At 36.9% G+C, this 23,794-nt stretch carries 20 protein-coding genes and 2 tRNA genes; 19 read left to right on the top strand and 3 right to left on the bottom strand.

Annotation, left to right across the window (positions count from 1 at the left end):
* Positions 1 to 130: 130 nt before the first annotated feature.
* The 11 genes from mfd (at position 131) to AN959_RS19955 (ending at position 11,586) form a co-directional block, all read left to right on the top strand.
* A complete protein-coding gene (gene mfd / locus AN959_RS19905; RefSeq protein WP_056833349.1) occupies positions 131 to 3,664 on the top strand; it encodes a transcription-repair coupling factor in 3,534 nt (1,177 codons plus the stop codon).
* A gap of 86 nt (positions 3,665 to 3,750) precedes the next feature.
* Positions 3,751 to 4,287: a stage V sporulation protein T gene (gene spoVT / locus AN959_RS19910; protein WP_053592247.1), complete on the top strand. Its 537-nt coding sequence runs from the start codon at positions 3,751 to 3,753 to the stop codon at positions 4,285 to 4,287.
* A 139-nt stretch (positions 4,288 to 4,426) separates the two neighbouring features.
* On the top strand, positions 4,427 to 6,037 hold the full coding sequence (locus tag AN959_RS19915; protein WP_056833371.1) for a polysaccharide biosynthesis protein: 1,611 nt from the start codon (positions 4,427 to 4,429) through the stop codon (positions 6,035 to 6,037).
* Positions 6,038 to 6,049: 12 nt separating this feature from the next.
* Positions 6,050 to 7,507: a nucleoside triphosphate pyrophosphohydrolase gene (mazG, locus tag AN959_RS19920; protein WP_053591085.1), complete on the top strand. Its 1,458-nt coding sequence runs from the start codon at positions 6,050 to 6,052 to the stop codon at positions 7,505 to 7,507.
* 7 nt (positions 7,508 to 7,514) lie between these two features.
* Entirely contained in the window at positions 7,515 to 7,805 is a 291-nt protein-coding gene (locus AN959_RS19925; protein WP_053591084.1) for an RNA-binding S4 domain-containing protein, read from the top strand.
* A gap of 108 nt (positions 7,806 to 7,913) precedes the next feature.
* On the top strand, positions 7,914 to 8,216 hold the full coding sequence (gene yabP / locus AN959_RS19930; protein WP_053591083.1) for a sporulation protein YabP: 303 nt from the start codon (positions 7,914 to 7,916) through the stop codon (positions 8,214 to 8,216).
* On the top strand, positions 8,213 to 8,710 hold the full coding sequence (yabQ, locus tag AN959_RS22075; protein WP_056833351.1) for a spore cortex biosynthesis protein YabQ: 498 nt from the start codon (positions 8,213 to 8,215) through the stop codon (positions 8,708 to 8,710). Before yabP ends, yabQ begins: the two co-directional genes overlap by 4 nt.
* A 24-nt stretch (positions 8,711 to 8,734) precedes the next feature.
* Positions 8,735 to 9,130, top strand: coding sequence for a septum formation initiator family protein (locus AN959_RS19940; protein WP_053591081.1), 396 nt, complete (start codon positions 8,735 to 8,737; stop codon positions 9,128 to 9,130).
* Between the two features lie 137 nt (positions 9,131 to 9,267).
* Positions 9,268 to 9,699: a S1 domain-containing RNA-binding protein gene (locus AN959_RS19945; protein WP_053591080.1), complete on the top strand. Its 432-nt coding sequence runs from the start codon at positions 9,268 to 9,270 to the stop codon at positions 9,697 to 9,699.
* Positions 9,700 to 9,907: 208 nt separating this feature from the next.
* Entirely contained in the window at positions 9,908 to 11,113 is a 1,206-nt protein-coding gene (locus AN959_RS19950; RefSeq protein WP_053591079.1) for an EAL-associated domain-containing protein, read from the top strand.
* A gap of 23 nt (positions 11,114 to 11,136) precedes the next feature.
* A complete protein-coding gene (locus tag AN959_RS19955) occupies positions 11,137 to 11,586 on the top strand; it encodes a DinB family protein (protein WP_056833353.1) in 450 nt (149 codons plus the stop codon).
* A gap of 398 nt (positions 11,587 to 11,984) precedes the next feature.
* Here AN959_RS19955 and AN959_RS19960 read toward each other — a convergent pair whose 3' ends face one another.
* From AN959_RS19960 to AN959_RS19970, 3 genes are all read right to left on the bottom strand, one after another.
* Positions 11,985 to 12,701 (bottom strand): nucleotidyltransferase domain-containing protein, encoded by a 717-nt coding sequence (locus AN959_RS19960; protein WP_056833355.1) that lies wholly within the window; start codon positions 12,699 to 12,701, stop codon positions 11,985 to 11,987.
* A gap of 77 nt (positions 12,702 to 12,778) precedes the next feature.
* Positions 12,779 to 12,850: transfer RNA gene (locus tag AN959_RS19965), tRNA-Glu, on the bottom strand.
* A gap of 18 nt (positions 12,851 to 12,868) precedes the next feature.
* A tRNA-Met gene (locus AN959_RS19970) sits at positions 12,869 to 12,942 on the bottom strand.
* 196 nt (positions 12,943 to 13,138) lie between these two features.
* Here AN959_RS19970 and AN959_RS19975 point away from each other — a divergent pair.
* From AN959_RS19975 to cysK, 8 genes are all read left to right on the top strand, one after another.
* Positions 13,139 to 15,514, top strand: a complete 2,376-nt coding sequence (locus AN959_RS19975) for a SpoIIE family protein phosphatase (RefSeq protein WP_056833357.1) — start codon at positions 13,139 to 13,141, stop codon at positions 15,512 to 15,514.
* A 51-nt stretch (positions 15,515 to 15,565) separates the two neighbouring features.
* Positions 15,566 to 16,954, top strand: coding sequence for a tRNA lysidine(34) synthetase TilS (gene tilS / locus AN959_RS19980; protein WP_056833358.1), 1,389 nt, complete (start codon positions 15,566 to 15,568; stop codon positions 16,952 to 16,954).
* 18 nt (positions 16,955 to 16,972) lie between these two features.
* A complete protein-coding gene (gene hpt, locus AN959_RS19985) occupies positions 16,973 to 17,515 on the top strand; it encodes a hypoxanthine phosphoribosyltransferase (RefSeq protein ID WP_053591074.1) in 543 nt (180 codons plus the stop codon).
* Positions 17,516 to 17,613: 98 nt separating this feature from the next.
* Entirely contained in the window at positions 17,614 to 19,608 is a 1,995-nt protein-coding gene (gene ftsH, locus AN959_RS19990) for an ATP-dependent zinc metalloprotease FtsH (protein ID WP_053591073.1), read from the top strand.
* 115 nt (positions 19,609 to 19,723) lie between these two features.
* Positions 19,724 to 20,506 (top strand): type III pantothenate kinase, encoded by a 783-nt coding sequence (locus AN959_RS19995; RefSeq protein WP_053591072.1) that lies wholly within the window; start codon positions 19,724 to 19,726, stop codon positions 20,504 to 20,506.
* Positions 20,507 to 21,388: an Hsp33 family molecular chaperone HslO gene (hslO, locus tag AN959_RS20000; protein ID WP_053591071.1), complete on the top strand. Its 882-nt coding sequence runs from the start codon at positions 20,507 to 20,509 to the stop codon at positions 21,386 to 21,388. It begins immediately after the preceding gene.
* Positions 21,372 to 22,298 (top strand): peptidyl-prolyl cis-trans isomerase, encoded by a 927-nt coding sequence (locus AN959_RS20005; RefSeq protein WP_056833360.1) that lies wholly within the window; start codon positions 21,372 to 21,374, stop codon positions 22,296 to 22,298. Before hslO ends, AN959_RS20005 begins: the two co-directional genes overlap by 17 nt.
* A gap of 166 nt (positions 22,299 to 22,464) precedes the next feature.
* Positions 22,465 to 23,388, top strand: coding sequence for a cysteine synthase A (cysK, locus tag AN959_RS20010; RefSeq protein ID WP_056833361.1), 924 nt, complete (start codon positions 22,465 to 22,467; stop codon positions 23,386 to 23,388).
* Positions 23,389 to 23,794 lie beyond the last annotated feature (406 nt).

Raw genomic sequence — 23,794 nt, forward strand, 5'->3', positions numbered from 1 at the left:
ACTTTTTAATTGTCTAGTTACTGGTGCCAGCCGCTAAGTAGTCTAATACTAATCTTCTTATTATGCATTAGTAATAGCATTCGCGGCTATACAGGCGCCTTACGCTTTTCTTATAAAACGGGGGATTGAAATGGAGCTTTTAAGCAATATATTACGGGAAGATTCACATATACAAAAACTATTAAAAGAATTAGAGAGCGGCCAAGATCAGCAGCTCATAACAGGACTCTCTGGCAGTGCGAGAGCTGTTTTTTGTAAAATGCTCTATAGTACACGTAAAAAAGCTATTCTTATTGTTACACCAAATTTACTTCATGCTCAAAAGCTAACGGAAGATTTAGTAAAACTAGTTGGAGAAGATTTAGTACGCTTATTTCCTGCGGATGAGCTTATAGCTGCAGACATTTCCATAGCTAGTCCAGAGTTACGGGCACAAAGAATCGAAACGTTAGATCACATGTTATCGAAAAAAAATGGAGTATATATTGTGCCGATAGCTGGACTAAAAAAACATATGCCATCTGTGAAGGATTGGCGAGAGAGCACAGTCTCCATATCGGAAGGCGAGGAAATAGTGTTAGATACACTATTACAAAGTCTTATAAATATGGGCTATGTTCGTCAACCAATGGTTACTGCACCTGGTGAATTTGCTTTAAGAGGTGGGATTGTAGATATATACCCACTCTATTTAGAGCACCCCATTCGTATAGAGTTGTTTGATACGGAGGTAGACTCTATTCGAACATTTTCCGCAGAGGACCAACGTTCATTAGAAAAATTAAAGGACATTCGAATATTACCAGCTACTGAATATGTGTTAACTGAGAATAAAAAGAAATTACTTGCCGATAAATTGGAAGAATCTTTAGCGGAAAGTCTAAAAAAAGTAAAAATAGCGGAAATGAAAGAGCAGTTTTATCAAAATATTCAGCATGATATCGAACTTTTAAAACAAGGTGAGCAGCCAAAAGAATTTATGAAGTACGTGTCGTTGCTTGATGAACATAATAGCTTTTTAGGTAATTATTTCGATTCTAATGGAATGGTTTTATTTGATGAGCTTGGAAGAATTCAAGAAGTTACCGAAACACTTGAAAGAGAAGAAAATGATTGGTTTTTAGCTCTATTAGAGGAGGGTAAAACGGTTCATGATGTAAAACCTTCTTATAATTTAAAAGAGATTATTCAGATGCTTCCAAATGAAAAATTATATTTTTCATTATTTTCACGTACGTTTTCAGGTATAACGATTAAAAAAAATATCGGCTTTTCCTGTAAGCCAATGCAAAACTTTCATGGACAAATGCATCTATTGAAAAATGAGATTGATCGTTTTTCACAAGGAAAGTTTCGAGTAGTAATTCTAGCTGACGGTAAAGAGCGTGTCCAAAAGGTTCATACTGTTTTAGAAGATTACGAAATAGTTTCAAAGATTGGAGCTTCTGGGGAGGATTTGAAAAACTCCGGAATTTTTATCGTGGACGGAGATTTGGAAGCTGGTTTTGAATTACCGCTCCAACGCATTGCTGTCATTACCGATTCTGAGTTATTTAAACAAAAACATAAGAGAAAAGCAAGAACACAAAAAGTAACGAATGCAGAGCGCATTAAAAGCTATTCGGAAATAAAGCCTGGCGATAATGTTGTACATATACATCATGGGATTGGGAAATATATCGGAATAGAAACGCTTTTAGTTAATGGTATTCATAAAGATTATTTACACATACGCTACCGTGGAGAAGATAAGCTATTTGTTCCTGTGGACCAAATCGATCTTATTCAGAAGTATGTTGCTTCTGGGGAGAAGGATCCGAAGCTACATAAACTAGGCGGAGCGGATTGGAAAAAGACAAAATCAAAAGTATCTGCAGCTGTTCAAGATATTGCGGATGAGTTAATAAAACTTTATGCAAAGCGTGAATCGGAAGTTGGATATGCATTTGAGCCGGACGGTGAAATGCAGCAATCCTTCGAGGCTGCTTTTCCATATGAAGAAACGGATGATCAGCTTCGTTCTATACAAGAAGTAAAAAAAGATATGGAAAAACCACGACCGATGGATCGTCTAATTTGTGGAGATGTTGGTTATGGAAAAACAGAAGTAGCTATACGTGCGGCCTTTAAAGCGGTAATGGAAGGAAAACAGGTTGCCTTTTTATGTCCAACTACTATTCTTGCTCAACAGCATTACGAGACAATGTTAGAACGTTTTCAAGAGTTCCCTATTGAAGTTGGTTTACTTAGCCGTTTCCGTACTAAAAAACAGCAAACAGAGACGATTAATGGATTAAAAAAAGGGATGGTAGATGTCATAGTCGGTACACATCGTATTCTTTCTAAGGACGTTGTGTATCGAGATTTAGGGCTATTAGTTGTCGATGAAGAGCAGCGATTCGGAGTAAAGCATAAAGAAAAGATAAAACAATTAAAAACAAATGTAGATGTACTTACGCTAACTGCAACTCCAATACCTCGGACATTGCATATGTCAATGATTGGAGTGCGGGATTTATCTGTTATCGAAACACCGCCTAAAAATCGTTTCCCGGTCCAAACGTATGTGATGGAATATAACGGTGCACTTGTACGTGAAGCAATAGAAAGAGAGCTAGCAAGGGGAGGACAGGCGTTTTATTTATACAACCGGGTGGAAGACATTACTCGAAAAGTAGATGAAATTCAAATGTTAGTTCCAACTGCAAGAGTAGGTTTTGCGCATGGACAAATGCCTGAAACAGAACTAGAGTCTGTCATTATTAGCTTTTTAGAAGGGGAATATGATGTACTCGTAACAACAACTATTATTGAAACAGGGATTGATATACCAAATGTGAATACGCTTATCATACATGATGCTGATAAAATGGGATTATCGCAGCTTTATCAACTTCGTGGTCGAGTAGGACGCTCGAATCGAGTAGCTTATGCTTATTTAATGCATCAACGAGATAAGGTATTGACGGATGTTGCGGAAAAAAGATTACAAGCAATTAAGGAATTTACAGAGCTTGGCTCCGGATTTAAAATCGCAATGCGTGATTTGTCTATTCGGGGAGCAGGGAATCTATTAGGTTCTCAACAACATGGGTTTATTGATTCCGTTGGTTTCGACTTATATACACAGATGCTTGAAGATGCAATTGAGGAAAAACGAACAGGTATAAAGAAAGAAGAAATACAAGATTTAGAAATTGTTTTATCAACAGATGCTTATATTTCTGACGAATATATTCCAGATGGATATCAAAAAATCCAAATGTATAAACGTGTTAAAGCAATGGACAAGGAAGAGGAATATATGGACCTTGTTGATGAGCTGCAAGACCGTTTTGGAGACATTCCCCTGGAAGCAGAAAAATTGCTACGAATTGCTCGTATGAAAGTTTGGGCTAAAGATGTAGGAGTCGAATCAATCAAAGAAGTAAATAAGATTGTGTCTATTCGATTCAGTACCGAGGGTACACAAAACATTGATGGTGCCATGCTTGTTGAAAAGTCGATGAAATATGGTCGTGCAATTGGATTTAACATGGATAATCGAAATTTGGTCATTACAATCGATGAACGTAAAACAGGGAAGTTTAATCCTTTTGATGTGTTAGAAGAGATGATGCGGTTGTTGCCTGAGGCAAAAAAAGAAAAGTCTGAAGTGAATTAGCACTTTGCATATTTTATGGTAATGTGATGCATACTATGGCAGAAATGAAAATTAATACCCAATCAGTCGAAAGTGAGGCACATTACATGAAAGCAACAGGCATCGTACGACGCATTGATGATTTAGGTAGAGTAGTAATTCCGAAAGAAATTCGCAGAACGCTTCGCATCCGTGAAGGTGATCCACTGGAAATTTTTACGGATAGAGAAGGTGAAGTAATACTAAAAAAATACTCACCTATCAATGAACTCGGGGATTTTGCAAAAGAGTATGCAGAAACATTATACGAAACGCTAGGTACTCCGGTATTAATAAGTGATCGTGACGAAATGATTGCAGTGGCAGGTTTATCCAAAAAAGATTATCTAAATAGAAGACTAAGCCCAGATGTAGAAGAAATCGTTAGTAAACGTTCTATTGTTACGGAAAAACATGAAAACTCAGTAGAATGGGTACCAGGGGTTTTTGAATCAGTCAAATCCTACTGTATTGCTCCAATTATCTCATCTGGAGATCCAATAGGCGCTGTCTTTTTAATTTCTAAAGTCCATTTTGTTGGGGAAGCAGAGTTAAAAGCAGTCGAAACAGCAGCAAATTTCTTAGCAAAACAAATGGAAACTTAATTTATCGAAGGTCTTTTTCTATTAATAGAGAAAGGCCTTTTTCCATGTCTGTTTGTGTTGCTCATTCCCTGGAGATATGCTGTTTATTTTATATTCATGTATAATAGTTGCATTGAGGAATGGAAGAAGGATGAAGGAAATGAGTAACGAATGGAACATGAAAACGTATATGAAGGGCGCAGCCATGTTGACGATTGCAGCGATTATTGTAAAGCTATTAAGCGCTGTTTATCGTGTTCCATTTCAAAATTTGGTTGGAGATGAAGGATTTTATATTTACCAACAGGTTTATCCGTTCATTGGTATTGTAACAACTTGGACTTCTTTTGGATTTGCCGTTGCATTGTCAAAAATACTATCAGAATATAAAGCTACCAAAAATGATGAAGCTATTCCAAGAATTATACAAATTGCTTTCGTTTTTATTGGAATCATTTCAATTCTATTTTTTCTTTTACTATTTGCCGGAGCTGAATTTCTTGCAAGTACAATGGGTGATGTCCAGTTAGCTCCGTTATTAAAAGCGGGCTCCTATGTTATTTTGTTAATGCCAATGCTGGCTGTGTTAAAAGGAAAGTTTCAAGCAGATGGCAAGATGCAGCCGGTTGCTTATGCACAAGTGATCGAGCAAGCAGTACGAGTGATTATCATTTTATTAGGTACATGGATTGTCGTTTCTACTAGTTTTGATTTATACAAGGCTGGCAGTATGGCAATGTATGGTGCAGTGGCAGGGGAACTAGCAGGTGTTGTTTTTCTTTCTTATGTATATTGGAGAGGATTAGGAAATCTTCATACAAACAAACCGAAACAAGTAGTTCCAATTTGGCCAATTGTAAAGGATTTGACCATTGTTAGTATTAGTGCAAGTATTAGTGCGCTATTGTTTTTACTTTTTCAGTTGGTGGATTCTTTTACTATTTTTCAAACGTTAGTGGAAAGCGGCTTGGAAAAGCAACAAGCGATGGAGATGAAAGGAATTTATGATCGAGGACAGCCGCTAGTCCAATTAGGAATTGTTATTGCCTCTACTTTATCTTTAGCGATAGTTCCGTTAGTTGCACATCGAATCAATAAAGAAAAGGGAAGAACGGCTATCCCTTTCATGCAGCTAACATACCGTGTCGCTTTCACCTTTGGAATTGCTGCAGCATTAGGGTTGATTGTAGTTTTACCTTATGTAAATGAAATGTTATTCCAAACTAGAGCTGAGTCCTTCACTTTGATGGTATTTGCATGTCAAATAATATGGATGTCCTTAATATTAACGTTGATGGCTATGCTTCAAGGAAGTGGGAAAGTAAAAATCCCTACTTTATTTTTACTGGTTGGCGTATTTTGTAAATGGCTATTAAATGGTATGCTTGTCTCATCTTATGGGATTGTTGGTGCAGCAATAGCAGGAAATATTAGTTTAGCGATTGTATTTTTAATGATGTTTTATTATTTTAAAAAGAACTGGAACATTTCGTTTGCCTCTATTTCCTTTTATAAAGGCATTGGAATTGCTTCGCTTATGATGGTAATCTGTGTAACCGCGTATGTGTGGGTGGCAGATGCTATACTCTTCGATAGTTTATCCAGTCGACTACAGTCTGTCGTTATTTCTATTAGCGCTGTAACACTTGGAGCAACCATTTTCTTACTAATCATTGCAAAAAGACGTGTGATCGGAGAAAAAGAGTGGTTTTTATTGCCTTTTGGACGAAGAATGGCTACATTTCAACTATGGTTGAATAAAGAAAAGTAAGGTTGTGAGCAGATGAATGAAATTACCATTATTGGCCTCGGGGCAAGCGATTTAGATCAATTGCCTCTAGGTATATATAAAAAGCTAAAAGCATCAGAACATTTATATGTTCGTACGGAGCAGCATCCTGTTTTGCAAGAATTAAAAACAGAAGGACTTACATGGAAAAGCTTCGATGAAATTTATGAAAAGAATGATCAATTTGAAGGTGTTTATGAGGAGATTGTGAAAACTTTACTTCAGTTAGCAATTGCTAACCCTGTTACGTACGCAGTACCCGGACACCCATTAGTAGCTGAACAAACTGTACAATTACTTATTGAAGCGGAGCAACAAGGCAAAGCGAAAATTAATATTGAAGGTGGACAAAGCTTTTTAGACCCTATTTTTGGCGCGTTAAGAATAGATCCTATCGAAGGATTTCAGCTTTTAGATGGTACAAGCTTAAAACGTGACGACATTCAAATGAATGCGCACGTATTAATCGGACAAGTTTATGATGCGTTTAGCGCTTCCGAAGTGAAGCTTACGCTCATGGAAAAATATCCAGATGAATATGTCGTTACTATCGTCACTGCAGCTGGTTCAGCTCAGGAAAAGTTAACGAAAGTGCCTTTATACGAGCTGGATCGAGTAATGGAACTCGATAATTTAACAACATTATACGTACCTCCTATACTCCAGCAAGAAAATAGATTAAAGGAATGGCAAACCCTACGTAAAATTGTAGCTGATTTACGTGGTCCTAATGGATGTCCATGGGATAAGGAACAAACACATACGACGCTAAAGAAATATGCCGTAGAAGAAGTGTATGAATTATTACAGGCAATAGATGAAGAAGACGATGATCATATTGTTGAGGAACTCGGCGATGTGCTATTACAAGTATTTTTACATGCTCAAATTGGAGAAGATAATGGATATTTCAGCTTAGAGGATGTACTAGAGTCAGTATCCAATAAAATGATTCGCAGACATCCCCATGTTTTTGGAGATGTGATCGCCACAAATTCAGAAGATGTGCTTCGTAATTGGCAGCAAATTAAAGCGCAAGAGAAGAAAGAACATAACGAGTCATTGCTAGATGGGGAATTGCGTGCAGATTCTTCGTTGCTTACTTCTTATAATTTTCAAAAGAAAGTAGCAAAAGTTGGTTTTGATTGGCCAGATGTATCTGGAGCATGGGAAAAGTTCGATGAAGAGCTAAAAGAATGGAAGAAAGAGTTAAAAGATGGCAATATAGATACACAGACGGATGAGTTAGGGGATGTATTGTTTACGCTCGTTAATTTAGCTCGTTTTTACGGCTTATCTCCAGAGCAAGCGATCATGCAAGCAAATGAAAAGTTTAAAAGGAGATTCCAATATATTGAGTCGAGTGTTAAAAAGGGAAAAGGAGACTTTACTCATTATAATCTGGAAGAGCTCGATTCTTTTTGGAAAGATGCAAAGAAATTAGAGAGGTAGTGTTGTTATGAGATTAGATAAATTTTTAAAAGTTTCTCGATTGATTAAGCGTAGAACACTTGCAAAAGAGGTTGCAGATCAAGGAAGAATTACGATAAATGGAAAAGTGGCGAAGGCAAGCTCCGATGTAAAGGCGGGAGATGAACTATCTATTCGATTTGGTCAAAAGGTAGTAACTGCTATTGTTGATGCGATAAGAGATTCTGCTAAAAAAGAGGAAGCTGCATCGATGTTCACGATAACAAAAGAAGAGAGATTAGAAAAAGTAGATCCAGCATTTATTGATGATGAAGATTAAAAAATAGAAAACAAATAAATTTTATAAAATAAAAAGCGTGGCATTTGTCATGCTTTTTTTTTACGTGCATACAATACAAAGAGAGGACAAGGAGAGGAGAGAGTATAAATGCAATTTCAAGCAGAAAATCAAACAATTACTATTCCATCGGGGGACCACGTTATTTCCTTAAGAAATCGTAAAAGAATGGATCTAACATCGGTTAAATCTATTGAACGATTCGATCAACAAGAATTTTATGTAAGGACCTCACAAGGAATCCTCCATATTAAAGGAGAAGATTTAAAGATCGTACACCTAGACGTAGATAAAGGTCTCCTAACATTAGATGGGATTGTACGAGTTATGCAGTACGATGAAGAGCAGCAGTTAGACGGAGCAAGAGGATTACTTCATAAACTATTCGGATGACACTCTCTCTACAATTTCTAAGCTTATTATTGATGATAGCGAGTGGAATTCTAGTTGGTGCAATTATCGAAGGAACGCGCTTTGTAACGGAAAGCTTTTCAAAGCGTTCCTTCGTTTATAAATATCGAGTCGGTTTAGAGATAATTATATGGATTTCTCTCGGGTTGGGAACTTTTTACTTACTTTATGAAGTTCGAGATGGCATATGGAGAATATATGATCCACTTGCACAAATAGTAGGAATCCTTTTATACGAACAACTCTTTCAGCCAGTTTTTCGATTGACGGGAAGGATTTTTTTAAGTTTAATCGTTAAGCCCATTTGGTTTATTATTCGTTTGTTCATAACAATCATTCGCAAAATAATACAATTGATTGTTATTATAGTCTTATTTATAACTAAACCTTTTCAATACGTTTATAAAAAAACAATTCATTTGGCCCTTCAGAAAAAACCAAACTTCCGTTATAATAAAAAGTACACTAAAAATTGAAACAGTTTGACGGGAGAGGGCGAAATGGGGGAGAAGCAAAGAAATGTATCTACAGAGAAACGACTTGCATCAATTAATACCGATTATGTTCGTTCCATCGAACGTCAAGAAAATCGTAAACATGCAAAAAAAGTTCGTTTATACAGACGTTTAGCTACATTTACAGTGATGTCCATTTTAATTGTCGGGTTTCTGATTACTTCATTAATAAATAGTAATAAAACGTTAGAAGAAAAAAAACAGCAAAAAGAACAAGTTTCAGAAGAACTAGCTAAAGTACAAGAAGAGCAAGAAATATTGAAACTTCAAATTTCCAAATTAAATGATGATGAGTACATTGGAAAATTATTAAGAAAAGATTATTTTCTTTCAGAAGAAGGAGAAATCATTTTTACTTTGCCTGAAAATGAAGAAAAATAATATAAAAATAACGCTTCAAAAGAGTAGTCTTATTGACACTCTTTTTTTGTTAGCTATAATAAAGATAAGGTTTGTATGAAAAAAATCGTACAATCACGTTAAGAGTCGTTTAAATTTTAAGGAGGAGCATTTTTTTTATGTCAATTGAAGTAGGCAGCAAGGTACAGGGTAAAGTAACAGGAATCACTAACTTCGGAGCGTTCGTAGAGCTGCCAGGAGGCTCAACAGGTCTAGTTCACATTAGTGAAGTTGCGGATAATTATGTGAAAGATATTAATGAGCACTTGAAGGTTGGAGATGTTGTAGAAGTTAAGGTGATGAATGTTGAAGCGGATGGCAAAATCGGATTATCTATTCGTAAAGCGAAGCCTCAAGCGGAAAGACCAGAGAGACCAGAACGTCCTCAGCGTCCACGTAACAACAATCGCCCAAATGATCGCGATCGTCCAAACAAAGAAAATTTCGAACAAAAAATGGCTAGATTCTTAAAGGACAGTGAAGATCGTTTGTCTACGTTAAAGCGTGCAACTGAATCTAAGCGTGGTGGCCGAGGCGCTAAAAGAGGATAATTAGCTGTCTGTTTTATCGGTAGAAAAAATGTTTAATAGATGAGAAGGTGTTCAGCATTGCTGACACCTTTTTTTGTACTAAAAAATTATACTAATAAATATAATTGTATCTAGTACCTTTTTTTCATTAAAATGGATTGTTAATATATAAGTATCGTTTTCTTAGGTAAAACGAGTACGATTGTCAATCGTTAAAGGAGGTTTTTATATGGATGCAATTGATGTACTAACGAATTTAGATAATTTGAAAGCATATTTTCAGCCAATATTTAGTGCAGACGAGCATATTGTAGTTGGTTATGAAGTAACCGGAAAACTTCAAATGGATGACAAGTTAATAAACTTAACATCATTTGCATATGATGAAGATATTCCAGAAGAGTATCGGGTTGAAGTGGAACATAAAATATTGCATTTGGCACTTTCTCAACTTGCTGGAGAAGTGAAAGATTTTGATATTTACCTTCCATATAATGCAAACTTACTTATATTAGATTATGGTGAAAGTTATTTTGAAATTATAAAAGAGTATATTTTAGAAGAAAATCTCCCCCGCATTGTTCTTGTAATTTCAGAGCATAACTTTAAAGGAGATTTTAGCCAGCTTAATAATATCCTTCGCTATTTACGTACATACGGAATGAAGGTTGCTATAAATCAGGTAGGCTCCGAAAGCCATTTGGATTATATTAAGATGATCTCCCCAAATATCTTAAAAGTGAATATTGAGCAATTGAGTTATGAATCGTGGAGTGCACAAAATGATTTATTTACGTCCCTTGGTACGTTAGCTCGTAAAATGGGAGCGAATATGTTATTTGAAGGTATTGATACTGTACATCAGCTTCAATTTGCTTGGAAGAATGGTGGAAGATATTATCAAGGAAAGTACTTGTCTGATTCTGCTACAACGGTTATTCCAAAAAATCAGTTGAAGGAAAGATTTAAAAAGGAATGTCAGCAGTTTATTAAAATAGAAAAGCGCATGCTCGAAGAAAATTATAATGAATTGAAAAACTTACAAAATCTTTTAGAAACGACTATCCAGCATTCAAAGCCTGCAAGTGATAATAGCGAGCAACTTTTGGCGCTAGCCAAAGAACTTGATGTATATTCTTTCCGTATTTATATTTGTAATGAAGATGGTTTCCAAACTTCACCTAATATTATGCGCATGGATAAGAAGTGGACTGTTCAAAAAGAGGCTATTAATAAAAATTGGAGCTGGCGTCCATATTTTTTAAAAACAATTATAAAAATGCGCAATGATCAAAGTGGAGTATTTTCTGATGTATATAGCGATATCGACACTGGAGAATTGACACGAACATTTTCAATACCAATGAATGAAAGTGAATATCTATTTATTGATATTTCCTATGATTACTTATTTAAGCATAATATATTTAGATAAAGAAGTTTTTAGGGGGAAAAGGTGTGAATAAAGAGTATATTTTAAAAGCACATGTAGCATATGTGAATTGGTTAGATGAACTTACGAATTTAAATGAGATAAAAGGAAACACACCATACAAAGAAGGTAAGTGGTCGCCAAATGAAATTGTGATGCATTTAGCCGAGTGGGATCGATTTACCCTAGAAGAACGAATGCCTTATATGAAAGAAGGTGCAAAGCTTGAAACGTTTCCAAACTTCGAAGACTTTAATGCAAAAGCCGCAGCCCGTGCTCATGAACAAACATTTACAGAGACCCTTGCTTATGCAAAAACTCAACGGCAAGCTATTATGGAACAACTCGAACAAATCGCTGAAATAGAATGGGACAAAATTTTCTATATTGGTAACCATGAATTAACTATACGTAGTTACTTCACAGATTTCATGGAACATGATCTTCACCATAAAAACCAAATAGCTTTAAAATAATTTATTGCCTAAGACTGTATATACTCAAGATTTTGAGTTTATACAGTCTTTCTACTTTTTCAAAATAGGCCAAATCCGTTGATTTCAGCTCTAGTAGGACGCTTTCAGCCTGCATGGCTTCAGCCGCTTCCCTTGCTCCTGCGCAAAGCTCGTCGCAAAAAACAATGCTCCTGCGCAAAGCTCGTCGCAAAAATTAATTTCGCTACGCTCAGTCCAGGGTCTTTTCGCTCATGCACCTGATGCTTCGCTTTCGGTGCAGAAAACATTTGCTATTTCGGCTGGAGTCGCCGCCATCCGCTTCAATCTATGTATTGGCTAATTAAATAATGATATATAACAAGGTCCTCCATTAAACTTACAACTAATTCGAGGTGAAGGGCCATTATAACAGAACCTCTTTATATTTTTCCTAAAGAAAACCCTTCAAATAAACGTCCCCCGTAAGGATGTAAAATATCCTCTACAAGTTGAATTACCTTATTTTTTTCACCAGTTTTATAATAAGTATCAAATGATTCAACAAACCGATTGGCAAAATTCTCATCATGATGTTTTAATGCACGGACAATCCATTTAGAGGCACCAATCCATTTTCCATTCGTTCGTAACACAAATTCACTTAATAATTCCGCTAGTGTATTTGCTATAAAAATTTCTTCTGCTCTATTAGTACTTCCAATGAAATCATCTAATGCGTCCGTAATAAAGTATCGTTTTAAATTTATAGTATCAGGTGACCAAATTTCTGGCCCTTTTGCTAACAGTTCTGTTGCTTCGGTTTTAATCGAATCTAAAATATCGTTGTCTTTCAAGATGAGCCCTTCTGCAACCATGCGGGGCAAAGAAGGTCTAGCTCTTTTTGAGTCACTTTCAAAAAAGGTTTTATAAGAAGTGAGATTATGAACAAAAACTTCAATTGGCCATCCACCTAAAAGAAGAGATTCTCTAAAAGAGATTTGACTATTGTTATAAAATACAACAATATCCAAATCTGAAGTTTTTGTAGTTTCCCCTCGGATTACGCTTCCTGCTAAAAGAGCACCTTGGCAATTAGGGTGATGTAAAGAGATAAATTGCTTTGCAGCTTCGATAGGTTCTAGTCTGTCAACATGCATCGAGCATTCTCCTTTATTTTTTTGTATTAAAAAAAGCAGTTCCAAAAATTCGACTTTTGGAACTGCTTTTTATTAGATGACCCCTACGGGATTCGAACCCGTGTTACCGCCGTGAAAGGGCGGTGTCTTAACCGCTTGACCAAGGGGCCAGATTAATGGAAAAAATATGGCGGCAGAGGGGATCGAACCCCCGACCTCACGGGTATGAACCGTACGCTCTAGCCAGCTGAGCTACGCCGCCAATTTAACGAACAAATTACATATTACAAGCGTTTGGGCAAAGTGTCAATACTTCTTGAAAAAATATTTTCTTTCTCCTATTATTTATTGGCTAAACGAGTCGAAAACTTTTTTGGAGAGGGTGTCAGAAACAGACATACTTCTTGTTCTAAATCTAGGTATACTTCCATCAATAGCTTAATAGGGGGTATATACTTTTGAAAACATTGTATGAGCAAAATCAAAAAAGAAATTTTTCGTGGAGAAAGGTTTTAGAAGAGATTCAAGTTCGAAAAGTAGCCATATCATTCGCTCTTATTTTTTTTATACTTGCTTTCTTCCTAGCGCAAGTCGTATTATTTGAAGCTTCCGTTCCATTCTTCCTTCCTATATGGGCATTAGTAAGCTTACGATTTAAACGTTTTTTACCTTGGACCATTGCAGGGGCTTTGCTTGGTAGTATGACGCTAGGACTTGGACAAGTAGTCATACACGTAATGCAAGCGTTTATATTTCCACTTCATTCAAAAAGATTGATCAGGAAGATACCATTACCCTTATTTGTATTATTAGATGTTGTTTTTATACAAGTAATATGGCAGTTAGTGTCCTATTGGGGCCAGATTCCAGGTTCCGTTTGGTTAGCAATCGGCTATGAAGGCCTTTTGAGTTTATTTATGACTATATTTTTATTTCAATTATTTCTCCCATTGCCAGATATACTTCATAAAAGATGGACGGCAGAAAGAATGGGAGCTGCTTTATTAATAGGGGCATTAGTCTTAACGGGAATGTCCTCGTATATTTTTGGATACGTTTCGATTCCTTTAATACTTGCTCATTTAGTAATAGCAATTGCCTCTGCAGTAGGTGGAATTCAGCTTGCAACCGTCGTTGCAGTTCTAGCAGGGACAATATTAAGTATTTCAAAGCTAAGCTTCAGTGGCATGATAGCGGTATATGCCGTTACCGGCTTTTTAGCAGGGCTGCATAAACCATTTGGCCGACTTTGGCAGGCGTTTAGTATGCTAGGCGCTACATTTTTCTTTATTTTATACGACCGAACTTTACCACTAGATAGTGTTTATATAGGTTCATTGGTAACCGCTTCATTGTTGTTTTTTGCTATACCTTCCAGTTGGATTAAATCTTTAAAGGAGGAACTTTACCCGGATACTTCAAATATTCTTCTGCGCAGACAGAAATGGATGACTGAAAAAGTAAACAATCAGTTACAGGAATTCCAACATTTCGTAGACTTCATTACAAGTTTCATTTCTGATCGATTTAACAATAAAGGAGCTGTTGAAAAAGAGCAAAACCAGGCATTTGAAACATGCCAGTCGTGTTTTCAATATGAAAAATGTTGGGGGGCAAAATCAAATGGAATCCCATCGCTGATGGCACAATGGGAAAATGAACCTAAAAAAAATAGAATACAAATTGAAAAGAGAATCGGTTATAAGTGTGTGAAACCAGTAAAAATCATTCAAGAATTAATAGAAAGGGAGGCAAAAAAACAACTAAACAACCAAATGCAACACGGTAAAAAAATGTACGCTTTAAAGCTACGTGATATTGGAAACCATATGAATGAACTTATAAACAATTTAGATAACAGTATGACTTTATATACATCTCACGAAGAAGAAATCAAACAGAAGTTTGATCAGTGCAATATCCCGTTTTTTCAAATTGACGTTTTAAATATTGCGGTAGGGCAAATGGAGGTTGTTTTCTGCTTACCGGTAGAATCTAGAGCCAAAATGGTTGGTGAGAGATTAATACTGCCAATACTTTATGACTTATGGAAAGAACCATTTGAAATAACGTCCATGAAAGAAGTTCATCAACCATATGAGCATATTCAAATGACCTGTAAATCTTCTGTACGTTTTCAAGTAACACATGATGTTTATACATCATCCAGCAGAAATACGATATATTCAGGAGATGCCCATGCAGTATTTCCTTTACACCCTGGATTACTTGCGGTTATTTTATCAGATGGAATGGGGAATGATATCGAGGCACACAGAGAAAGTAGACGAGTAATGCAGTTTATGCGAGAATGCCTAAATAAAAAAATGGATCCTGAAACAACGATGCATACTCTTCATTACATGATGAGTTTGCAAGATGATACGGATAGCTATGCAACGGTAGATTTAGCATTGATCGACTTACAAAAAGGAGAACTGTGGTCTTGGAAAGCTGGTAGTATGTCTACTTATTTGATAAGGGGGAATGAGATGCGTAAAATTGAAAGTAAGCATGTGCCATTTGGTTTCCTGCCTACTTTTACTATTGAGGCAAGAAAAGTTGATATTAAAGATGGCGATATTCTGCTAATGCTATCGGATGGTGTCTTCTCATCCAATACGTCCATAGACAAACAAGAGCTGTATTATCAAAAAATACTCCAAGATCCAACGATGAACGCAGAAAGATTTGTAAAGAAATTAGAAGAAACTTATTCATTACCAGGAGACGACCGAACGGTTATCTTCATGCAAGTAAAACATGTAGTTCCAGAATGGTCTATTTTTTCACCACGTGAAGCAGCTAAATTCCAAGAAAAAATGGTACACTAATAAGAAAAGCGTAAGGCACTGAAGTTAGACAAAAAGAAAAGAGGTGAGAAGATGCTTTCATTCGTCCAAAAGGTAAAAAAGTATATCGACAAGCACAACTTGATAGATAAAGGTGAGCGTCTTCTTATCGCTTGTTCTGGTGGCGCAGATTCAGTTGCTTTAGTAAGAGTTATGTATGAACTTCAAAAGGACTATGAAATAGATATTGCTATTGTGCATACCGATCATCAGTTAAGAGGAGAAGAATCTGCACAGGACATGCGATTTGTGGAAGAACTTGCAAACAGCTTGAAATTACCCTTTTACGGAACGAAAATAGAGGTACCCGGTAGAGTCGCTGAAAAAGGTGGGAATGTTCAAGTTATTTGTAGAGAAGAACGCTATGCATATTTTGAAGTAATTATGGAACAACATAATTATCACAAATTAGTTTTAGGTCATCATGCAGATGACCAAGTAGAAACTGTCATAATGTCGTTAGTGAGAGGTACACTATCCTCCTCTATAACTGGGATACCAAGAACTCGAAATTTTTCAACAGGAGAAATTATTCGGCCTTTTTTAGGGGTAACAAAAGAGGAAATTTTCAACTACGTTCATTTACTAAATCAACGTTTTAGACATGACCCAAGTAATGACAAGCATACATATACAAGAAATCGGATTCGACATAAAGTAGTACCTTTATTACAAGAGGAGAATGCTTTAGTAAGTGACAGAATTCAATTATTTGTCGAGAAGCAACAACAGGATGATACACTTCTTCAAATAATGGCAAAAGAAAAATTTGAACAGCTTGTGACGGTTGATTCAAATCATTCCTTTTTTCTTGATACAATGCACTTTAAGGAAGTTCCCATCGCTTTACAAAGAAGGGTAGTTCTACTACTATTAAACTATCTCTATAATGAATCCGATACATTTCTAAACGATCGGTTAATTGAGTCGATCCTTTTCGCTTGTAATGAGTTTGAAGGTAATTCAGTAATTCATTTACCAAAATCTTTTTTCCTTGTTCGACATTACAATAAGGTCCAATTTACATCCTCCATCAAGGAACCTGCATTAATGGGTAAAATGGAAATACAAGAGGATTGTTGGTTTGAGGTTGGTGCTGGTTTTTCCATCTACTTAACGAGAAATATAGAGGCAAATATTTCGGAAGAAAAATTTTATGTCCAGTTGGATCACGATCAGCTACCACTTTTCATAAGACAAAAAGCTGAGGGAGATCGTATCCATATGAAAGGGATGTCCTCTCCTAAGAAAGTTTCTCGGTTATTTATCGATGAGAAAATTACAGCCGAAGATCGCTATGTTTGGCCACTACTTGTAAGTAAGAACAATGATATACTAGCAGTAATTGGGCTTCGTTACGAAGAGCGATTTTCGAAGGAGTATCATGGACAGAATTTTGTCCTATACTTAAAAAAACATTAACTATTAGGGGGGACTAAAATGTTAGAAAAAGACATTCTAGAAGTATTATTAACAGAAGAACAAATTCAAGAAAAAACCCGTGAACTTGGTGCGGCACTATCAGAAGAATATAAAGATAAGTTCCCACTAGCTATTGGTATTTTAAAAGGTGCTATGCCATTCATGTCCGATTTGATGAAAAGAGTAGATACTTACATTGAAATGGATTATATGGATGTATCAAGCTACGGTAACGCTACTGTTTCTTCAGGTGAAGTAAAGATTGTTAAAGACTTAAATACAAGTGTAGAAGGACGCGATATTTTAATTATCGAGGATATCATTGATAGTGGAATGACACTAAGCTATTTGGTGGATTTGTTCAAATATCGTAAAGCAAAATCAATAAAATTGGTTACACTGCTTGATAAACCGTCTGGTCGAAAAGTAGATTTACAAGCAGACTATGTAGGCTTTGAGGTACCAGATGCATTTGTAGTAGGATACGGATTAGACTACGCAGAAAAATATCGTAATCTGCCATATGTAGGTGTGTTAAAGAAAGAAGTTTATACTTTTTAATTTTAATGGTGAAATAAAAGGCTTTTCATTGTACGCCCAAAAATTCGTATGATAAGATTACATATAGTTTTTCTGTTTACCTTGTGAGGAGGCTAGGAATGAATCGAGCACTGCGCTACGCTATATTATACCTATTAATATTTTTTGTGATTGTTGGAATTTTCGCTACGTTTAATACGAGCAATCAACCAACAAAAGAAATTCGCTTTGACGAATTTATGACTTCCCTTGAAAAAGGAGAAGTAACAAGCGTTGTTCTGCAACCTGAATCTGGAATTTATGTTGTAGAAGGCGAAATGAAAGGCTATGAAGAAGGGGAAAAATTCTTAGCTAAAGCCCCATATAGTGAAGATTTACAATCAGAAATTAGAACACTGGCAAAAACACACTCAGTTCAAGTTGATTATAAAGAAACGCCAAAAACAAGTGGCTGGGTACAATTTTTCACAGGGTTACTACCATTCCTGATTATCATTATTCTATTCTTCTTCTTATTGAGTCAATCACAAGGCGGTGGTAACCGTGTGATGAACTTCGGTAAGAGTAAAGCGAAATTGTATGACAATGAAAAGAAAAAAGTAAGATTTACAGATGTTGCTGGGGCAGATGAAGAAAAGGCTGAACTAGTAGAAGTAGTAGATTTTCTAAAAGATCCACGTAAATTTGTGGAGATTGGAGCACGTATTCCGAAAGGGATCTTATTAGTAGGTCCTCCAGGTACAGGTAAAACATTACTTGCTCGTGCGGTAGCCGGAGAAGCAGGCGTACCTTTCTTCTCTATTAGTGGTTCGGATTTTGTTGAAATGTTTGTCGGTGTTGGGGCATCTCGTGTGCGTGATTTATTTGAGAACGCGAAGAAGAATGCACCATGTATTATTTTCATCGATGAGATTGATGCAGTAGGTAGACAACGTGGAGCTGGTCTTGGTGGAGGTCACGATGAGCGTGAACAAACACTAAATCAATTACTTGTAGAAATGGATGGTTTCGGTGCAAATGAAGGTATTATTATCATTGCTGCAACGAACAGACCAGATATTTTAGATCCTGCACTTCTACGTCCAGGTCGTTTTGACCGTCAAATCACAGTTGGTCGTCCAGATGTTAAAGGACGAGAGGCAGTACTTAAAGTACATGCCCGCAATAAGCCACTTGACGAATCAGTGGATTTAAAAGCGATTGCACAACGTACACCAGGTTTCTCTGGTGCAGATTTAGAAAACTTATTAAACGAAGCAGCACTAGTTGCAGCGAGACGTAATAAGAAAAAAGTAGATATGAGTGATATTGATGAAGCAACGGATCGCGTAATTGCAGGTCCAGCTAAATCCGGTAAAGTTATTTCAGAAAAAGAACGTAAAATTGTGGCATTCCACGAAGCGGGACACGTAGTAATCGGATTAACACTTGATGATGCGGAAATCGTTCATAAAGTAACAATCGTTCCTCGTGGTCAAGCAGGTGGATATGCGGTAATGCTTCCAAAAGAAGATCGTTACTTCATGACGAAACCAGAGTTATTAGATAAAGTTGCAGGTTTATTAGGTGGGCGTGTAGCAGAAGATATTACTTTTGGTGAAGTATCAACTGGTGCTCATAATGACTTCCAACGTGCTACTGGTATTGTTAGAAGTATGGTTACTGAGTATGGTATGAGTGACAAATTAGGACCAATGCAATTTGGTCAAGCACAAGGTGGAAACGTATTCCTTGGACGTGATTTTAACTCAGAGCAAAATTACTCAGATGCAATTGCGTATGAAATCGATCAAGAGATGCAAACAATGATTAAAGAGCAATACAATCGTACAAAACAGATTTTAACGGAAAAACGTGATTTGTTAACACTTATTGCTACTACGTTATTAGAAGTTGAAACACTCGATGCTGCTCAAATCAAACACTTAGAAGAGCACGGAACACTTCCAGAACGAGTATATGATTTAACGGATAGCGAAGCTGAAGTGGAAACAAAAGAAGAAGTATCGGATGCAGTAGGAGCTCCAGCAGACCCTTCAACTGGTGACTTACCAAAAGAAAATGGCCCTACAGATGAGCCGAAAAATCCGATTCAAGAAGAACGTAGAGATTAATAGAATGTATTAGCTGATTGTGAATCGCAGACTTGCGAGGCAATCAGCTTTTTTCTTTATCACTATATATGGTATGATGTGTGGGAAAACTTACCGAGAAGTGAGGACAAGTTAGATGATACTCGTGTTAGATACAGGTAATACAAACATTGTACTAGGTGTTTACGATGATGATAAACTTATTCATCACTGGCGAATGGAAACAGATCGTCTGAAAACAGAAGATGAATATGGTATGCAAGTCAAAGCTCTATTTTCACACGCCAATATTTCTTTTGATCAAATAGAAGGTATTATTATCTCATCGGTAGTACCGCCAATTATGTTTTCTTTAGAAGCGATGTGCAAAAAATATTTTGGTATTAAGCCAATAATAGTAGGTCCTGGAGTTAAAACAGGGTTAAATATAAAATATGAGAATCCCCGTGAGGTTGGAGCAGATCGAATTGTAAATGCAGTAGCTGCCATCCATGAATATGGCAGTCCGTTAATCATTGTAGATTTTGGAACTGCAACAACTTATTGTTATGTCAACGAAAAAGGTGAGTATATGGGAGGGGCTATAGCTCCTGGAATCGGTATCTCCACAGAGGCACTTTTTACTCGTGCAAGCAAACTTCCTCGTATTGAGCTAACTAGACCTGAGCATGTCATTGGGAAAAATACTGTTTCTGCGATGCAAGCTGGTATTGTGTATGGTTATGTAGGACAAGTAGAAGGAATTGTGAATAGAATGAAAAAAGTATCGAAACATAACCCTAAAGTGATAGCAACAGGTGGGATGGCATCTTTAATCGGGGATGAAACAACCATTATGGACGTAATAGATCCTTTTCTAACATTGAAAGGTTTGTATTTAATTTATCAAAGAAACTTAGATGAAAGAGGTTTGAAATAAATGGGAGATTACTTAGTAAGAGCATTAGCGTTTGAAGGAAATGTCCGTGCATATGCAGTCCGCACAACAGATACTGTGGGGGAAGCACAACGACGTCATCAAACATGGCCAACCGCATCAGCGGCCCTTGGTAGGTCAATGACTGCTGCTGTTATGATGGGGATAATGTTAAAAGGGGAAGACAAACTCACAGTAAAAGTAGAAGGTAATGGCCCAATCGGACCAATGATTATTGATAGTAATGCAAAAGGGGAAGTTCGCGGGTATGTCACTAACCCACAGACCCACTTTGATTTAAACGAAGTTGGGAAGTTAGATGTACGTCGTGCAGTAGGTACAGAGGGTACATTGACTATTGTTAAAGACCTTGGTTTAAGAGACTTCTTTACAGGTCAAGTGCCTATCGTTTCAGGTGAAATTGCTGAAGACTTTACGTATTATTTTGCTGTTTCTGAGCAGGTACCTTCCTCTGTTGGTCTTGGGGTACTCGTAAACCCAGATAACACAATTTTGGCAGCGGGTGGTTTTATCATCCAGCTAATGCCTGGTACTGATGATGAAACAATTACTGTTATCGAGGAACATTTAAGCAAAATGGAGCCTGTTTCTAAAATGATTGAAAAAGGATTAACTCCTGAGGAATTGCTTTTTGAAATTTTAGGGAAAGATAATGTGCAAATTTTAGATTCTATCCCTGTATCATTTGAATGTAATTGTTCTAAGGAACGTTTCGGTAGTGCGATTATTAGCTTGGGAGTAAGTGAAATTCGCGATATGATTGAGGAAGACGGAGGGGCAGAAGCACATTGTCATTTCTGTATGGAAAAATACCAGTACTCAGTAGATGAATTGGAGTCGTTTATCGATGAAATCAACGCGTGATAACTTTAATCCACAACAAAAACGACATTTAAAAACAAAACCAGTGCTTTTGTTACTTGGTATTCTTTTGTTTGGCAATTTACTCTGGTTTATTGCTTGGCTAATACCAAATGAAAAGGCAAATGGAACGGAACAAGTCGCCTCTGTTGATGGGAAAGGTATTACGAAAGAACAATGGATGGCTTCTATGGAGTCAATGTACGGGAAAGAAGTGCTGCTAGATCTCGTTAATGCAGAAGTGATGGAAGCAGCTGCAAAAAAATACGAAATTAAAGTAACTGATCAGGAAGTGGATTTAGAGGTAGCTCTTATTCGTTCTACCCAAGAAGGGACAGATACATCTCTTCAAACGTTAAATGAAGAATCGATGCGTGCAAAAGTTCGTTCACGTTTAATTTTGGAAAAGGTTTTAGCCAAAGACATAGTGATAGAAAAAGATGCTATAAAAGCTTTTTATGATGATAATAAAAACTTATATAATATTCCGACATCCTACCGTACAAGTGTTATTTATGTTTCCTCAGAGGAGGAGGCTAAGGAAGTTGTAAAAGAATTAAAGAATGGTTCTTCTTTTGACGGTCTGGCAAGGGAACGATCAAAAGACACGAGTTCCGCTAGCTTAGGTGGAGACATTGGATATGTTTCAGAAGGAACGAAGTCTGTAGATGATGAAATCTTATCGGCGCTACCAAACATAGAAACAGGTAAATGGAGCGATGTGATTAGCTTAAAAGACGGTCGGTTTGCTGTCGCGCAAGTAGTAAGTGTTTTTAAAGGTGAATCATTTTCTTACGACGATGTAGAAGATCATATTCACCGAGAGCTTGCGCTTGATCAGCTGCCCCAGTCGGTTACACCAGAAGTGTTCTGGGAAGAATTTGATGCGCAATGGTCGTATAGCGAAAAATAGTAACAACAAAGCTTATAATTTAAGTTTAAACAGCGTATTCTATGGAATGCGTTGTTTTTTTAAATAAAATTGCGTTTGAATCAAATTTTATTGACAATGAATCTTTTAAATTGGTATTATTAAGAAAATAAAACCTATTAATATAGTAGGGATTGGGAGTGTAACGATGACGAAGTTTGCGCAATCAGTTGTTGATTTAATTGGAAAAACACCAGTAGTTAAACTAAACAGAGTGTCAAACCCTGAGGATGCAGAAGTATATGTGAAATTAGAATTCTTCAACCCAGGAAGCAGCGTGAAAGATCGTATTGCATTTGCAATGATTGAAGCTGCAGAAAAAGAAGGAAAATTAAAAGATGGTAGCACACTTATCGAGCCTACTAGTGGAAACACAGGAATAGGACTTTCTATGATTGCTGCTGCGAAGGGTTATAAAGCAGTATTAGTTATGCCTGATACAATGAGCTTAGAGCGTAGAAACTTACTTCGTGCTTACGGAGCTGACTTAGTATTAACTCCAGGAGCAGATGGGATGAAAGGCGCTATCGCAAAAGCGGAAGAACTAGCAAATGAAAATGGTTGGTTCATGCCACAACAATTTAATAATGAATCAAACCCAGAAATTCACCGTTTAACAACAGGTCCTGAAATTGCTGAAGCATTTGATGAACTACATGGTTTTGTAGCAGGAGTTGGTACTGGTGGTACAATAACAGGTGCGGGTATCGTATTGAAAGAAAAATTCTCAGATATTCATATTGCTGCAGTAGAACCAAAAGATTCCAATGTTCTATCTGGTGGTAAACCAGGTCCACATAAAATCCAAGGAATTGGAGCGGGATTTGTACCAACAGTTTTAGATACAGAAATGTATGATTCCATTATCCAAGTATCGAATGAAGATGCTTATGCAACTGCTCGCGAAGTTGCAAAATTGGAAGGTATTCTTGGTGGGGTATCTGGAGGAGCAGCTATTTATGCAGCACTTCAACTTGCAAAACAACTAGGAAAAGGGAAAAAAGTTCTTGCGATAGTTCCAGATAACGGAGAGCGTTATTTGAGCACACCACTTTATCAATTCGAAGACTAATTCAGACTGATGAAAAAAGCTCGTATTCTTCGTTGCTCCTGCGCAAAGCTCGTCGCAAACAAGAGAGAGTTTGCTTGCACTTCGTTGTAAGCTCATGAACTTTAGTTCTCCGCCTCGGTGCTCCTGCGGTTACTCGTCGCAGAAAACCATTGATGGCGCGCGGGCCCACAGGATGTTGGTCATGCAACCGTTGCCGCAGGACGCGGCGTACTTAGGTTGCCGACTGACAAGCATTTTCATCTAGTCTGAAAAGAACTTCTTCAAATTTTAGAAAAAAATGAGCTAAATTGAGCGGGAGCATAGTGCTTCCGCTTTTTTATGTGGCGAAAAGTACTGGTTTCAAGTTAAGATGAAGGCAAACGTTTTTAGGAGGATTTCAAGAATTGGATTTACTTACATTACAAAC

It is taken from the genome of Psychrobacillus sp. FJAT-21963 (genome assembly GCF_001420585.1).
Lineage (GTDB): Bacteria > Bacillota > Bacilli > Bacillales_A > Planococcaceae > Psychrobacillus.

Bases quoted from the DNA above. Each gene is read 5' to 3' on its own strand.
- mfd (WP_056833349.1), top strand. From the start codon at position 131: ATGGAGCTTTTAAGCAATATATTACGGGAAGATTCACATATACAAAAA.
- spoVT (WP_053592247.1), top strand. From the start codon at position 3,751: ATGAAAGCAACAGGCATCGTACGACGCATTGATGATTTAGGTAGAGTA.
- AN959_RS19915 (WP_056833371.1), top strand. From the start codon at position 4,427: ATGAGTAACGAATGGAACATGAAAACGTATATGAAGGGCGCAGCCATG.
- mazG (WP_053591085.1), top strand. From the start codon at position 6,050: ATGAATGAAATTACCATTATTGGCCTCGGGGCAAGCGATTTAGATCAA.
- AN959_RS19925 (WP_053591084.1), top strand. From the start codon at position 7,515: ATGAGATTAGATAAATTTTTAAAAGTTTCTCGATTGATTAAGCGTAGA.
- yabP (WP_053591083.1), top strand. From the start codon at position 7,914: ATGCAATTTCAAGCAGAAAATCAAACAATTACTATTCCATCGGGGGAC.
- yabQ (WP_056833351.1), top strand. From the start codon at position 8,213: ATGACACTCTCTCTACAATTTCTAAGCTTATTATTGATGATAGCGAGT.
- AN959_RS19940 (WP_053591081.1), top strand. From the start codon at position 8,735: ATGGGGGAGAAGCAAAGAAATGTATCTACAGAGAAACGACTTGCATCA.
- AN959_RS19945 (WP_053591080.1), top strand. From the start codon at position 9,268: ATGTCAATTGAAGTAGGCAGCAAGGTACAGGGTAAAGTAACAGGAATC.
- AN959_RS19950 (WP_053591079.1), top strand. From the start codon at position 9,908: ATGGATGCAATTGATGTACTAACGAATTTAGATAATTTGAAAGCATAT.
- AN959_RS19960 (WP_056833355.1), bottom strand. From the start codon at position 12,701: ATGCATGTTGACAGACTAGAACCTATCGAAGCTGCAAAGCAATTTATC.
- tilS (WP_056833358.1), top strand. From the start codon at position 15,566: ATGCTTTCATTCGTCCAAAAGGTAAAAAAGTATATCGACAAGCACAAC.
- hpt (WP_053591074.1), top strand. From the start codon at position 16,973: ATGTTAGAAAAAGACATTCTAGAAGTATTATTAACAGAAGAACAAATT.
- ftsH (WP_053591073.1), top strand. From the start codon at position 17,614: ATGAATCGAGCACTGCGCTACGCTATATTATACCTATTAATATTTTTT.
- AN959_RS19995 (WP_053591072.1), top strand. From the start codon at position 19,724: ATGATACTCGTGTTAGATACAGGTAATACAAACATTGTACTAGGTGTT.
- hslO (WP_053591071.1), top strand. From the start codon at position 20,507: ATGGGAGATTACTTAGTAAGAGCATTAGCGTTTGAAGGAAATGTCCGT.
- AN959_RS20005 (WP_056833360.1), top strand. From the start codon at position 21,372: ATGAAATCAACGCGTGATAACTTTAATCCACAACAAAAACGACATTTA.
- cysK (WP_056833361.1), top strand. From the start codon at position 22,465: ATGACGAAGTTTGCGCAATCAGTTGTTGATTTAATTGGAAAAACACCA.